We start from the raw sequence: 15,664 nt of genomic DNA on the forward strand, positions 1-15,664 counted from the left end.
GTAAACAATATGAATTAACTCGCCTGATTTGATGTTTTTCAGGCGTTTAAAAGCGTGCATTAATACCTTGTAAACACGCGCTGCCCTCCCATAATCGCGGTCCTCAGTTTTCATTTGGTCACAAATGATGCTGAGCTATGACAACTGTGAGGGAGTGTGAGCGATGAATCGGCACTTGCACCGCGTGGTATTCAACGCGGCCAGAGGGATGCGCATGGTGGTCCAGGAAACGGCCACCAGTATTGGGAAGGGCGCTAGCAGGGCGACGACCGCCGCAGGTGCTGCAGCACTCGCAGGTGTACTGATCGCAGGTGCCGCACACGGCCAGATCGCCGGAGCCCCGAACGTCCCCGGCAACCTGCGGCCGACTGTGCTGACGGCCCCCAATGGCGTGCCGCTGGTCAACATCCAGACCCCTTCCTCCGCGGGCGTCTCGCGCAACGTCTACAACCAGTTCAGCGTCGGCGCGAACGGCGCCATCCTGAACAACAGCCGGGTGAACGTGCAGACCCAACTGGGTGGGTTCGTTCAGGGCAACCCCAATCTGGCGACGGGCCCGGCGCGCATCATCCTCAACGAGGTCAACGGCGGAACGCCCAGCCAGCTGCGCGGCTACATCGAAGTGGGTGGGCAGCGCGCGGAAGTGATCATCGCGAACCCGGCAGGCATCAGCGTCGACGGCGGCGGCTTCATCAATGCCAGCCGCGCCACGCTCACCACCGGCACGCCGCAGTTCAACGCCGTGGGCGGTCTCGACAGTTTCCTGGTTCGTGGCGGCACCGTCACCATCGACGGCGCGGGCCTCGATGCCAGCAAGACCGACTACGCCGCCATCCTCGCGCGCGCCGTGCAGGCCAATGCGAGCATCTGGGCCAGCGAGCTCAAGGTGGTGACTGGTGCGAACCAAATCAGCGCGGACCATAGCCAGATCACGCCCACGACAGGTACTGGCACTGCGCCGACATTTGCGCTCGACGTCGCTGCCTTGGGCGGCATGTACGCAAACAAGATCGTCCTGATCGGAAGCGAAGCGGGCCTGGGCGTACGCAACGCGGGCAGCATCGGCGCTGGTGCCGGGGGGCTTGTCGTCACGGCGGCGGGGCGGCTGGAGAACATCGGCACGCTGGAAGGGCAGCGCGTTGAACTGACCACGCCTGGTGACATCTCCAACCGTGGCGGCACGATCCGCCAGGGCAGTTCGGCGGGCCTGACGATTGCTTCGCCGGTCCTGAGCAATACCAATGGTGGAGTGGTCGGTGCCGAGCCCGTGAGTAGCGGTGCAAGTGGCGGCGGAACCGCAACTCCAGAGGCCTCGATGCCGAGCAGCGGTGGGGGCACGGCCACACCATCGACAACGGACGCAGGCGGCACCAGCACCGGGGGTAGTTCCACCCCGGCGAACTACACACCACCCGCACCAGGCCTCATCGCCGCAGGCGGCACCATCTCCAACGACGGCGGCAAGATCTACGCGGGCGGTCCCATCACGCTCAACACACCGCAGGTCAACAACGCGGGGGGCTCGCTCAATGTGGCGACGATGGCTGTCGCGGGGCCGAGCTTCAGCAATGCGGGCGGTACGCTCAATGTCAGCCAAAGCTTCGGGGCGAACGTCGGTACGTTCGACAACACGGGTGGCAAGCTCAATGCGGGCAGTCTGAACATCGCCACCTCCGGCGATCTGCTCAATACCGACGGCGTGTTGAGCAGTGCAACCGATACCGGCCTCACGGTCGGCGGCATGCTCGAGAACACACGCGGCTCGCTATCGGCCGCGGGTGCGATGAGCGCGAAGGTCGCGGGGGCCAGCATCAACAACAGCGGCACTCTGACGTCCAATCAGGCGCTGACGCTGAACGCCGGCTCGCTGCAGAACACCCAGGGCAGCATTCAGTCGGCGCAGTCCAGCGTTCAACTTGGCGTGACCAGCGTGCTGAGCAACGGTAGCGGGGGCAGCATCGATGCGGCCACCGACGTGAACGTCCAGGCCGGTTCGCTCGCCAACAGCGGCAGCATGCGCGGTGCTAATGACGCGAACATCGCGGTCGGTACGGCGCTGACCAACGACGGCAATGTCACAGCGGGCCGCAACACGACAATTACCGCAGGGAGCGTTCAAGGGGGCTCGGCCAGCGTGTTCGGCGCGGGCGTGCAGAGCGACGGGAAGCTCGGCGGTACTGGCGACCTGCGCATGACCGTCAGCGGCGCATTGGCTGCCAACGGCACCAACCTCGCGGCGGGCAACGCCACGCTGCAGGGCGCAAGCGTCGATCTATCGAGGAGCCAGACCAGCGCCGCCGATGTCGTGGTCACTGCGACGCAGGGCAATGTCGTGACGAGCAAGGCCTCCGTCGTCACGCCAGGTACCTTGAGCATCACCGCCAATGCCCAGCCCGGCCAGACGCTGGTCAACGAGGGCGGCCAACTCAACGCCGGCCAGCTCAACCTGAGCGTCTCGAACATCGCCAACACCGGCGGCGGCGAGATCGTGCAGACAGGCGCCGGCGTCACCCGCATCGTGACATCAGGGGCCATCGACAACAGCGGTGCAACGCTGGCGAGCAATGGCGGCCTCGACCTCGCCGCTGCCAGCCTGACCAACAAGGGCGGCACTCTTCGCGCGGCCCAGACGTCGGACCTGACGGTCACGGTAGCAGGCCTGGTGGACAACCGCCAAGGCGAGATGAGCGCCGGCGGCAACGCCGCGCTTAAGGCGGGCAGCCTCGACAACGATGCGGGCCGCCTCACGGCTGCGGGGGATGTGTCGAGCACCACGAGCGGAGCGACCAGCAACCAAGGCGGCACCGTTGCCGCGAACCGCAGCACCACGCTGACTGCCGCAAGCCTGGACAACACGGGCGGCACCGTTTCCGCGCTGAACACGCTCACGGCCCAAGTTCAAGGCGCCGTGACGAATACGACGGGTACGCTGGTCGCCAACCAAGCGCTTGTGCTCGGTGCGGGCTCTCTTGGCAACGACAAGGGCTCGATCCAGTCGACCCAGGCCGCGGCGCAATTGAACGTGAGCGGCGCGCTGGCCAATGCCTCTGGTTATGTCGCAGCAGCAACCAATCTGACGGTCAAGGCAGGCAGCCTCTCCAATGCAGGGAGCCTGCGCGGTGGCAATGACGCCAGCTTGTTGGTGGACGGGCAACTGGCCAACGATGGCAGCATCACCGCGAGACGCAACACCAGCGTCGCAGCTGGCAGTGTGCAAGGCGGCAGTTCGGGTGTGATGGGGGCCGGCATCGAGAGCGATGGCAAGCTCGGCGCAACGGGGGTCCTCCGCGTGAGCGCCAGCGGCGCGCTCGTGGCGATGGGAACTAATCTCGCGGCCGGCAACACCACCTTGCAAGGCGCGAGCGTCGATCTTTCGGCCAGCCAGACCAGCGCCGCGAACATTGCGATCACGGCCACGCAGGGCGATGTCATCACCAGCAAGGCCAAGGTGTTTACCCCCGGCGTGCTGGTGATCACCGCCACCGGCAACTCTGCGCAAACCCTTGTCAACGAGGTTGGTCAGCTCAACGCGCGTCAACTCCAGATCAGCGCGTCGAACATCGCCAATACGAATGCTGGCGAGATTGTGCAGACCGGCGCGGGCGCGACCACCATCGCCGTGAGCGGCACGTTGAACAACGATGGTTCGCGCATTGCCAGCAATGGTCAGGACCTGACTCTGCAGGTGGGGGCGGCGACGAACAACGCCGGCAGGATCGAGCATGCGGGCAACGGCACCTTGACCATCGCAGGCGGCAGCTTCGATGGCGCCAACGGCCAGATCACGACGAACAACGCCCTGGTCGTCGCCATGACAGGGGCTTTCAACCAGGACGGTAGCAAGGCAGCAACCAGCGCCAAACAAATCACCATCGACGCAGCCTCGCTGAGCAATCGCGGTGGCCAGATTGTCCAGACCGGCAGCGATGCGACGCGCATCACCGTGGTCGGTGCGCTGGACAACAGCAACGCGGGTGTCATTGCCAGCAACGGCAACATAAGCATTCGCGCAGGCGGCTTGTTGAATAGAGGCGGCTCCATTCGCGCCGCGGAGGCTTCCAGCCTCGGCCTGAACGTCGGCGGCCTTCTCGACAACAGCAGCAAGGGTGTGATCGGCGCAGGCGGCAACACCACGATCGCAGCAGGCAGCCTCAACAACAACGCTGGCAGCGTAACTGCGGTCGGTGACCTCGGCGCCACCATCGCAGGCACTGCAACGAACGTCGGTGGCACGCTCGCGGCCAACGGCAACACCACGGTTGGCGCCGCCAGCCTGGACAACAGCGCGGGAACTACCGCCGCAGTCAACGGCAAGCTGGCTGTCACGACGATGGGCCAGACGATCAACAACAGTGGCACCCTGCAAGCAGGCGCAATCACCACCTTGAGCAATGGGGGACTGCTGAACCGATCGGGCAAGGTGTTCGGTGACAGTCTGAGCGTGGACACCCGCGGCAACGCGCTGGACAACGGTGCGAGCGGCACGATGGCCGCAACCACGACGGTTGCCATCAGCTCCGGCGCTCTGACCAACGACGCCGGATTGATCCAGTCGGGTGGCGCGATGACCATCAACACAAATGGTCAGAGCCTGAGCAACACCAATGCGTCGAGCTACAGCAACCAGCAGGGCGGCATCACCAGCGCGGACACACTCGACCTGAAGACGGGCGCGCTGAACAACACAGCCGGCTTCGTCGGCTCGAAGAATGCGCTGACCGCCGACACACTGGCATTCACCAACACCGGCGGTGGCCTGGTGCTTGGCCAGTCCGCGGTGTCCATCAACACGCATGGCGCGAGCTACAAGAACAACGGCGGTAAAACACAGGCAGCGGGCAATGTCTCGATCAATGCTTCAGACATCCAGAACTCGAGCGGCCTTGTGCGCTCGCTGGCCACGACGACGCTGAATGCCGGCTCCATCGTCAACACCAATACCCAGGGCACCGACCAAGGCATTGAAGGCAAGAACGTCGTCATCGGCACCGGTGCGCTGAACAACGACGCGGGGGCGATCCGCGCCGATGTCAACGCCACCATCACCAGCGGAGGGACTGTCAGCAATAAGAGCGGGCTGGTCTCGGCCGGCGATACGCTGGCTGTCGTCGATCCGAATGCCGCGAATCCCGGTGCCAAGACGCTGAACCTCGTGAACACCAACGGCACGTTGGTGGCCGACAAGAGCCTGAAGATCGATGCAGCCACCTTCAGCGGCGACGGCAGGGCTGTGTCGGGCAAGGACCTGGGCATTGCACTCAAGCAGGACATCGTCAACAACGGCGAGGTGAGTGCCAATGGAAACCTGAGCTACACCACCACAGGCAACTTCACCAACAACGGCAAGCTGCTGGCCGGCCAGACCCTCACGGTAGGCGGCAACAACGTCGACAACACCGCCAATGCGGAGATGTCCGGTCCGAATACCGTGGTAAACGCTAGCGGTACGCTGACCAATCGAGGCCTGATCGACAGCCGAGGTGCAACGCAGATCAACGCCGGCACGCTAAAGAACATCGGCACGGGTCGAATTTACGGCGACGCAATTTCCATTGGCGTGGGCGCGCTCGAGAATGGTGCGGAGACTGCCAATGGCGTGACAAAGGCCGCGACCATTGCGGCGCGCGACACCTTGGACATGGGCGCAGGCTCCATCACGAACCGCGAGCACGCACTGATTTTCAGCTCGGGTGACATGTTCATCGGAGGAGGCCTAAATGCCAACCGCCAGGCCACTGGCCAAGGCGGCACGCTCGATAACCTGAGCGCCGACATCGAATCTCTGGGCGACATGACCATATCGATGGCCAACGTCAACAACAGGGACGTGCACATTCAGATGGGTACGCCGAAGGTGACGTCTGAAGTGCTGACCGGCATCGCCCCCAAGACGCTCGTGGGCAGCGGTGTAGGCAGGACCACGACTTACCCCTTGAACGAAGTCAATGTCGATCCGGCCAGCGGCTCCGTGTTCCGGAAAGACACCGGCGAACTCGTCGGTATCGGCGGCTATGCCATCTGGACCAACAACCTCACGACCACTGAAGACACCGCGATCAACATCGACCCTGCTCGCCTTGTGGCGGGCGGAAACCTGAGCGTCAATGGGCGTCTCTACAACGAGAACGGCCAGGTTCTGGCTGGCGGAACGATCACCGCGACCAGCTACCAATCAAGTCAGCTGAACGGCCAGCGCACAGTCACGGGCCTTGCGAATGTGATCGACAACCAAGGCGCGGTCCAGGGCGTAAACATTCCGCTCTTTGCCGCCCCGACATCGGTCTCTCTGGGCGCGTACAAGTACCAGGAACACATCAACGCCAGTCAAGGCTTCAACGCCGGGGTCGCACCTGTTGGCGGTGCGACGGGCAACGCAAGTGGCGCCGGGGCTGTCAACGGTGGAAGCGGCCCGGGCGTCGTAGTTGAAGTCGCTGCCAATGTTGGGGGCGTGATCAGGGCCGACGGCCAGCGTGCGGGCGGAGCGTCAGGCGCAAGCGGACCTGTCGGCACGGCAGGAACAGTTGCTGGCACGAGCACTACGAATGTTGCCGTGAGTGGGCCGGCACAGGGGGCGGATTCGTCGGCCCAAGCCGGTGCGAGCCGGACCGTGCCGATGGTGGTGCGAACCAGCACGCCAGGCATCGGCATACCCACGGCCAGCCTGTTCAGCATTCGTACGGGCGGGAGCTACTTGGTCGAGACTGATCCGCGCTTTGCCAATTACCGCAATTGGCTCAGCAGCGACTACCTGTTGAACAGCCTCAGTCTTGACCCCAACCACATCCTCAAGCGGCTGGGCGATGGCTTCTACGAGCAGAAGCTCATTCGCGAACAGGTTGCCCAACTCACGGGCTATCGTTACCTGGACGGCTACAGCAACGATGAGGAACAATACGCGGCGCTGATGAACGCGGGCGCGACCTTCGCACAGCAATACGGCCTGCGCCCCGGAGTCGCACTGACGGCAGCGCAGATGGCTCAGCTCACCAGCGACATCGTTTGGCTGGTCGAGCAGACCGTGACCTTGCCAGACGGGACGACGCAGCGCGTTCTGGTGCCGCAGGTCTATGTGCGCGTGCGGCCCGGCGACATTGACGGATCGGGGGCGCTGCTGGCGGGCAACCAGGTCAAGATCGATGGCAAGGACAACAACCTGGTCAACACGGGCACCATCGCCGGTCGCCAGTTGGTCAGCATCAACGCCAACACCATCGACAACCTGGGCGGCCGCATCAGCGGTGGTCAGGTGGGGCTGAAGGCCCAGCTCGACATCAACAACCTCGGCGGCGTGATCGATGCTCGGGACAAGCTGACGCTGGAGGCCGGGCGTGACATCAACGTCCGCACGACGACGGCCTCCGGTCCACTCGGCAACACGGGCATCGACCGTGTCGCAGGCCTGTATGTGACGAACCCCGGCGGCACGCTGGTCGCCAGCGCCGGGCGCGATATCAATCTGGTCGGTGCCATCGTATCCAACCAAGGAGGAGGTGGTCTCACTTCCTTCACGGCAAAGAACGACATCAACCTTGGGACCGTTACGACGTCCTCGGCGATCCTCGCCCTGGGCGAAAAATGGAGCGGCTACTCCATCACAAACAAGGAAGTCGGCACGACGATCACGACCAACGGGACTACGCTCCTGAATGCCGGCCGCGACATCAACGCCCGGCAGGCGACGGTCGATGCAGGCAACGGCCTGTTGAGCATGCACGCCGACCGCGACATCAACATCGCGGCGGGGCAGATCGATGTGTCGGGCGCTTTCATGCGCGAGTGGAAGGAAAAGGGGCTCTTCAGCCGGACCGACAACACGCTCTCCGGCGAATACAACTTCAGGGCCAGCGTGGGTAGCCGATTCTCGGGCGGAGTCGTGTCCATGGATGCCGGTAGAGACATCGGCATTGAAGGCTCGCACATCAGCGGTACGCAGGGTGTGGCGATCAGCGCCACCAGAAACCTCGCCATCGTCGAGGGCCGTAACACCGGCAGCGTCAGCGCCGAATTGCAGAGCAACAAGAAAGGCATCGGCGGCCTGACAGGATTGCTTGCTGGTACGCCGACCATGCCGTCGCTGCCCTATGGCAAGGCCACCACCACAAGCGCTAGCGTCCAGACTGACACGGCGTCCGCAAGCACGATCACCAGCAGCCAGGGGGGCGTGCTGCTCCAGGGAGGCAGCGTCTTTCTCCAAGGTGTGCAAGTCGATGCGGCCAAGGACATCAGCATCAAAGGCGGCAATGTCGTCATTCAGGCCGCGACCAACAGCAGCTCGGTCACTGGGTCGACCAATTCGCGCACCAGGGGCATTGAACCGGGCCAGATCCTCTGGCATGACCCCAGCACAGGCATCAACGCCCGCAAGGCGACCGAGACCAAGGTCGAAGACAGCAGCCTGACGCGCACGACCCTCAACGGGGCGAACGTGTCTATCGAGGCCGTCGATACGCTGGCCATGGCCGGTACGACGGTGAACACGCCCGGCACGCTGACCTTGCAAGCCGATCAGCTCCTTCTTGGCACTCAGACCACCGAGCACAGCGAGCAGACCACGAGTCAAGGTCGTGACTTGGCCTACCAAAAGAACAAGGACAAGGGGCAAAGCGACCAGACCACCAACTACAACCAGTTCAATTCTGGCAACCTGACGGTCACTGCAAACCACATCCAGGCTGGTCTGGGCGCCAGGGACAGCGTCGAGCAGTTGGCCAAGCAGCCGGGCATGGGATGGGTGGACCAGCTGACGAACGATCCCAAGCTCAAGGACAAGATCGACTGGCAAAGGGTTGAGGAGGCTCACAAGAACTGGAACTACGACCAGCAGGGGCTCACGCCGGAGGGGGCGGCCATTGTGACGATCGTGGCCGCGTACTTCACCGCAGGCGCGGCTTCCGAGCTTGGTGCTGCTGCTGGCGAGGCGGCGGGTACGGCCGTGAACGGTGGCGTGGCTGTCCTGGGCGAGGGGGGATTCATAGCGTCCACGGGTTTCACCGTTTCCACTGTGGTGAGCGGCGCCGTCACAGCAGGCATTTCAGCGTTGGCCGGCCAAGCCGCAGTCGCTCTCATCAATAACCAAGGCGATCTGGCGGCCGCTCTGCACGATCTGGGCAGCAGCGCCAATGTGAAGAACCTGCTGACGGCCATCGTCACCGGGGGCGTTCTCGGGGTGATGGATCTCAATCCGACTGGTTCACCTACGCTCAATGGCGGAGCGCAGCCATTTGTTGATCAGTTGCGGCAGAACCTGATCGCAAGCGCGGCACGGGCGGTGATCGGAACGGCTATCAACGGGGGGAGCTTCGAGAAGAACCTGAAGGAAAGCCTCGAAAACGCCATTCTCGACACTGTGGCTGCTCAGACGGCGTATGAGATTGGGAATCTCACACAGGCTGGCGTCATTGACGATTTCACCAACAAGGTCGCCCATGCGATTGCTGGATGCATGGTCGGGGCTGCGCGTGCGGACAACGCGGCTGGGTGTGGTGCTGGTGCCCTGGGAGCCGCCATTGGCGAACTGGCTGCAGAGACCTATGGCAAACGCGCGGACACGACTCAGTTTGCAGCCATGATTTCCGGGCTTGCGGTTGCCATTACGGGAGGCGATGCTGCGCAGATCAATCTAGGCAGCCAAGCAGGGTCCAATGCGGCGGCAAACAACTATTTGAGCCATGACGAGGATGTCGCTCGGAAAAAGGCGCGCGCCGATTGCTACAGCGGCAACGACAAAGCCTGCGCTGAGGCCGCTCGGCTCGACAATTTGGACTTCCGGCGCGATCAACGCGTTACTGCGTTGGCCAGCAGTTGCACCGTGGACTGCTCCAAAGTTGTGGAATTCATCAACAAAGAGATAGCAGCTTTGGGGTGCGGCAATGGTCCCTACGTGTGTGACGATGCCACGCTCAGGCAAGCATGGAGCACCGCGCAGGTCAACGCACAAGCGCTTCAGGCCGGGATGGGGCCCGAAGATGTAGCGCTCCTGGCGTACGGGTTGGCTCGTGGTGGGATTCGATTGATCGAGGTTCTCGGTAGTGCTGGCAGAGAGACGCGGATATTCGTGCCCGAGGCGTTGAGCTCTGCACGGGCGGCATCTGAGAGCGCCGCGGAGGTCGGTGCCGGTTCTGCGGCTTGGAAAGCGCCTGCGGGCTATGACGCTTTCAATTTGCCCGGTCTGCCGGCGCGCTCTCGCGGCATTGTGGACACCACGACAGGTGAGGTAAAAGTGCTGTCTGGGACAGGACAGATCGTCGATGTGCCTCCGAGTCCACTGCCACCATGGACTGCCGCGGTGGACAACAGCAATATCAGGATTACGTGGGGTAGAGGAAATCAAGCGCAGGGCATGCCTTGGGAGGACTATATAGCGACGCAGATGCCTGCCAATGCAAGGTTGCCCCAGAATTTTGATGTATTTGATTTCTTCGACCCAAGAACCGGTATTGCGACCAGCGCAAAGACTCTTGATACGCTTACTGCTGCAAAAATAAAAGACCCAACCAGCGTTTATTATTCAATCAAGAAAAATGTCGATGCTGCAGCCAATTTCACCGATGCCACATTGAGCGGGGTGACTCTAGACTCAAGTAAAATAGTCGGACGAGAGTTGGTGATTGCTGTGCCCGCCGCCACAACCCCGGCGCAGTGGGGGCAGATATTTAATGCAATCTCGTATGGTCAGTCCGTGGGCGTCAAAGTGATCGTATCGGCAATTCATTAGAAGAGGTATTTGATTGTGGATCCAGTGCATGAAAAATGGGCTTCAGCGTTTTTTAATGGTGATTTTTTTCTTGTCGAAGCTAAATCAGGATATCGAAGCTGCGTAAGTGATGCAGAGCGATATCAATGTCAAATGGCTGCTGGTGCTACAGATGAAGAGTTGGGGCAGGCGGTCGTTGAGGCTTTGACACAAAGTCGTTTCGTAACGCCAGAAAATTCGGAAGAATTTGATCGTCTCTTTGATCCAGCGAGGATTGCGGCAAGCTACGCGGCTTGGGTAGCCTCGCTCCTTGAGAAATATCAATACAAAAACAAAAATTCACTGTTTAAAAAGATGTTGCTTTGCAATGTCTCGATGGTCGCTGATGAGATAAAGATATCTCCCACGATTCATAAAAAATTAGAGCTTTGGGGGCGCGAAAAAGGCGACGGAATTCAGGATTCTTTTGTTGCAATCGATAGCCCAGTTGAGAAGATTGGTCAAACATTGCGAGCAGCCTTCAGTCGATGCGAGCAGTAGTGCGTTGATCAAAGTTTCCATGCGTATCAAGCTCTTAACCGCTCTTCTGACATTCGGCCTTTTGGTAGGTTGTGCCCGATCGCCTGTCACGCCTGTGCAGCAGCCTCCGGTGGCACGCGTGGTGGTGGTTCCCGTGGCGCCCATCGATAAGATGCATACCGAGAACAAGGGCATCCCGCTCGGCGTGCTGTGGCAGTCGCTGGCAGACCGCATCAAGAGTTCAGACTTCAATGAACGCATGGAAGCCACGCGAAAAGACATGGGGCCGAAGCTCACGGCAGCATTGGTTCGGCAGTTGACTGCGCAAGGCTATGAAGCACAGGTGGTCGAAGGCGCATCGGAGCGAGCAGCGCAGTCTGCAATTGATGAAAGCAAGCTGCCTCCGACCGAGGCAGTGCTGCGCGTCTACCTCAACGAGGTCGGCATGTTTTCCGCTCGCTTCTCAAGAGACTATGTTCCGCGCGTCAACCTGAGTGCCTATCTGGTTCGGGGCGAGACGGAAGATAGCCTCTACAGCGAAACGCTTTACTACGGTGCTGACGCGACAAACAACAAGGCGTCGTGGAGCGTGCCTGCGAACCCTGACCATCACTGGTCAAGCTTCAATGAACTGTTTGAGCATCCGCAGGAGGTTGCTCAGAGCTACGACCATGCTGTCAATGCGCTGGCGGCAAGAATTGCTCAGAACATTCGCGCGCAGGTCTCACCAGGTGCGGTGGTGGTTCGGTCGGCAGGACCTTGAGTCCGAGGTCGAGCGAGGATCGACACGCGCGACTCTTGGCACTGCTTGCATCACCTTTGTGTGGTGCAAGCAGACAAAAACAATCAGGGAGAGAAATTGAAAACGTATTCGCGTGCCGTGTTGGCCGGCGTGCTGATTGGTGGACATTTGCTGGCTCAAGCCCAGGTGCCAAGCACGCCACAACCCTTCGTCGAGCAGCAGCGCCAGCAAGAGCGTGAGCGTGCCCTGCGTGAGCAGAACGAACGCACCGTCGACCAGCGTCCGCAGGCTGCACCACCAACTCCGGCGCAGCGCATTCCCGAATCCGAGTCGCCGTGCTTCCGCATCGACCGCGTGTTGCTGGTCGGCGAACAGTCAGAATCTTTCCAATGGGCCGTTGCCGATCTGTCCGGCCCTGAGGGCAATGATTCGCCGGTCGGCCGTTGCCTCGGTACTGCCGGCGTCAATGTGGTACTGGCGCGTGCGCAGCAAGCCGTCATTGCTCGCGGCTTTGTTACCACCCGTGTGCTGGCCGCGCCGCAGGATCTCTCTGCCGGCGCGCTGACCCTCTCGCTGGTCCCCGGCCGCATCGCAGCCATCCGCACGACGTCTGATTCTTCCTCCGCGCTACTTGGCAGTTCCGCCTTGCTGGCAACGGCCATCCCCGCGCGCCCCGGCGACCTCTTGAACCTGCGCGACATCGAGCAGGGCCTGGAGAACTTGAAGCGCGCCCCCACCGTCGAAGCCGATATCCAGATCGAGCCTTCGACTGCGCCCAATGCCAAGCCCGGCGACAGCGATCTCGTCGTCAAGTACGTCCAGTCCAAGAAATGGCGCGCCACCTTGAGCCTCGACGACAGCGGCACCGAAGCCACCGGCCGATATCAGGCCGGCGCCACCCTGTCTTTGGACAACCCCTTCGGCTTGAACGACCTGTTCTACGTCAGCGCCAACCACAACGTCAACAACCACGTGTTCAGCGATCCGGCCAAGGGCACCGAAGGCCAGACCGTTCACTACTCGCTGCCTTATGGCTACTGGCTGCTGGGCCTCACGGCCTCCAACAGCCAGTACCACCAGAGCGTGACCGGCCTGAACCAGGACTACGTCTACGCTGGCAAGTCCAACAACGCGGAGGTCAAGCTCTCGCGCCTGCTCTACCGCGACCAGCGCCGCAAGACCACGGTGGCCGTCAAGGGCTGGCGCCGCGAGTCGCGCAACTTCGTGGACGACACCGAGGTCGAGGTGCAGCACCGCGTGGTCGGCGGCTGGGAGTTCAGCCTGAACCACAAGGAGTTCATCGGCGAGGCGACGCTCGAAGGCACGCTGGCCTACAAACGCGGCACCGGCGGCTTTGGTTCACGCGCTGCGCCGGAAGAAGAGTTCGGCGAGGGCACCTCGCGCCTGAAGCTCTACACCGCCGACATCAGCCTGAACGCTCCATTCAAGCTTGGCGAACAGAAGCTGCGTTACTCCGGCCTGATCCGCGCTCAGTGGAACCGCACGCCACTCACGCCGCAAGACCGCTTCGCCATCGGCGGGCGCTACACGGTGCGCGGTTTCGACGGCGAGACAAGCCTGATGGGCGAGCGCGGCTGGCTCATCCGCAACGACATCGGCTGGGCCGTGGGTCAAAGCGGGGCTGAGCTGTACGTCGGTGCCGACTATGGCCACGTCGGCGGCCGTTCGACGGTCGACCTGCTCGGCCGCAGCCTGGCCGGTGCCGTCATCGGCGTGCGCGGCCAGTGGAGCAAGCTGAGCTACGACTTCTTCGTCGGCGCGCCGATCAGCAAGCCGGAGGGCTATCGCACAGCGAAGGTCACGCTGGGTTTCAATCTCAACGCGAGCTTCTGATGCGTCAAGTGCTTGTGCAGCTTACGAGCTAACGCGAGAACGACTCCACCGCCACCGGAATCTCCGGCGCCTGCCAGCGGTAGGCGCCGCCCAGCACGTCGCGCTCGGGCTTCTGCCCGTTCCACTGGATGTGGAGCAGGTCCATCAGGGTCCAGCCGGTCCAGTCCGCGCGAAACGGCTGCTGCATCTCGCTGGCCGGCAGCGGCTGCTGGTTGCGCCACACCACGGCCGGAATGCGGTAGCCCGACGCGGTCGAGGGGCTGTGGCCCGCCCGGTCGCTCACATGGCCCACTTCCTGCCCGTGGTCCGACAGGTACATCCATGCGCGGTAGTCCTGCGGCTTGCCCGCGCTGCGCGTCTGCTGCAGCAGCTCGGACACCACGAAGTCGTGATAAAGCAGCGCCGCGTCGTACTCCTGGCGGAAGCGCCGCACCCATGAGGAGCGGCCGTTCTTCACCAGGCCGTTTTCCACCGCGTCGATGTCGTCGTCGAAGGGGTTGGCGTTTGCCGGAAAGCGCAGGCTGTAGTGCGGATGCGCGCCCATCAGGTGGACCACGATCAGCTTGCGCTCGGTGCTGGTGTCGGCCAGCGCTTCCTGCACGCAGTCGAGCACCTCGCCGTCCAGCGAGGCGCTGGCGCGGCCCGGCGTGCGGTTGACCATGTCGACCACGTCGGCGAAGCGCGCATGCTGCTGCTCGATGGCCAGGTCGTCGTGGTTGCTGATCCACCAGACCTTGTAGCCCGCGGCGCGCGCCAGTGCCAGCACGTGCGGCGGGTTCTCGCTGTCGGGCAGGCCGAAGCGGAACATGTTGCGCAAGGCGGGCAGGGTGCTCGCGTCCACCGACCATGCGTTCTTCAGCACCGCCATCTGCTCGCCGGTCTGCGCCTTGTGCGCCTGCAGGCGCGGCGTGGTCGGGCGGCCGTAGCCGTACAGGCCCATGTTGTCGCGGTTGATGCTGTCGGTGATGACCAGCACCACGGTGGAAGGCCCGGCCCGCGTGATGACGGGCGCAATGGCCTTGGCCTGCGCCGTCAGGCGGTCGCGTTGCTGCTGCTGGTCGGCCCAGGCGGCCTGCAGCGTGCGCAGCGACTGGGCCCACTGTGTCCAGAAGAACGCGGGATGCAGCCGCCTCCACGGCTTGCTCGCATAGGCCACGCAGGACACCAGCAGCGCCAGCGCCAGCAGCGCGGTGATCCAGCGGGCGGGGCGCGCTGCTGTCGGGGCCACCGCGCCGCGCCGCGCGAACATGCCCACCAGCAGGCCCGAGGCGATCAGCAAGGCGCCCCACACGGCCGCCGAGCGCCAGTGCATCCACAGGTACTCCGTGCTCTCGCGCGCGTTGGTGTTGGCTGCCGCGCCAAGCACCATCGCGCCGTCGGGCGCGGCTTGATAGGTGTCGAGCAGGTAGGCCCGCACCGTGGCGTCCAGCGCAAAGCCCATGGCCCAGAGCCAGACCAGCACCGTGCGCAGCCGACGCATGCGCGCGCTGCGCAGCGGCCATGCGAGCCACAGCACCATCGGCAATGCCAGCACCGCGAGCTGCGCGATGCGCCGGCCGTCGTGGCCCAGCGCGATCAGCGCCAGCAGGGTGGCGCCGACCACGCCGCAGGCAAGCCATGCGCCGTGGCGGGGCTGGGGTGGGGCAGCGGGGAGGGAGGTCAAGCGGGCAGCGCCGGCAGCGCGAACAGGGATGGGCGGGGCGGATTCTGCCCCGGCCGAAGCGCAGGGCACCGCAGTCTCCCCGGCTGCGCAGGGGGCTATGAGGCAGCGGGGCTCGCGGGGGGAGAGGTGGGGGAGGGAGGCTGTCGGGGAAATCCCCGCGGAACTTATTGAGCCGAGGGCGCCCAGACGGGCT

Annotated in this window: 5 protein-coding genes; 4 read left to right on the forward strand and 1 reads right to left on the reverse strand. The window is 63.1% G+C overall.

Annotated features, from left to right (window positions below):
- Nucleotides 1-163 precede the first annotated feature (163 nt).
- From C4F17_RS01135 to C4F17_RS01150, 4 genes are all read left to right on the forward strand, one after another.
- Nucleotides 164-10,714, forward strand: coding sequence for a two-partner secretion domain-containing protein (locus tag C4F17_RS01135; RefSeq protein ID WP_106933966.1), 10,551 nt, complete (start codon nt 164-166; stop codon nt 10,712-10,714).
- A 15-nt stretch (nt 10,715-10,729) separates the two neighbouring features.
- On the forward strand, nt 10,730-11,233 hold the full coding sequence (locus tag C4F17_RS01140; RefSeq protein ID WP_234382990.1) for a contact-dependent growth inhibition system immunity protein: 504 nt from the start codon (nt 10,730-10,732) through the stop codon (nt 11,231-11,233).
- Nucleotides 11,234-11,252: 19 nt separating this feature from the next.
- Nucleotides 11,253-11,975 carry a hypothetical protein gene (locus C4F17_RS01145; protein WP_234382479.1) on the forward strand — a complete coding sequence of 241 codons (723 nt, stop codon included), beginning with the start codon at nt 11,253-11,255 and terminating at the stop codon, nt 11,973-11,975.
- Between the two features lie 117 nt (nt 11,976-12,092).
- Complete coding sequence (locus tag C4F17_RS01150; protein ID WP_106933968.1) at nt 12,093-13,808, forward strand: ShlB/FhaC/HecB family hemolysin secretion/activation protein; 1,716 nt, start codon at nt 12,093-12,095, stop codon at nt 13,806-13,808.
- A gap of 28 nt (nt 13,809-13,836) precedes the next feature.
- Here the strand turns inward: C4F17_RS01150 and C4F17_RS01155 are convergent, their stop codons facing one another.
- Nucleotides 13,837-15,471 (reverse strand): phosphoethanolamine transferase, encoded by a 1,635-nt coding sequence (locus tag C4F17_RS01155; RefSeq protein ID WP_409195809.1) that lies wholly within the window; start codon nt 15,469-15,471, stop codon nt 13,837-13,839.
- Nucleotides 15,472-15,664 lie beyond the last annotated feature (193 nt).

The organism is Variovorax sp. PMC12, from assembly GCF_003019815.1.
Classification (GTDB): domain Bacteria; phylum Pseudomonadota; class Gammaproteobacteria; order Burkholderiales; family Burkholderiaceae_C; genus Variovorax.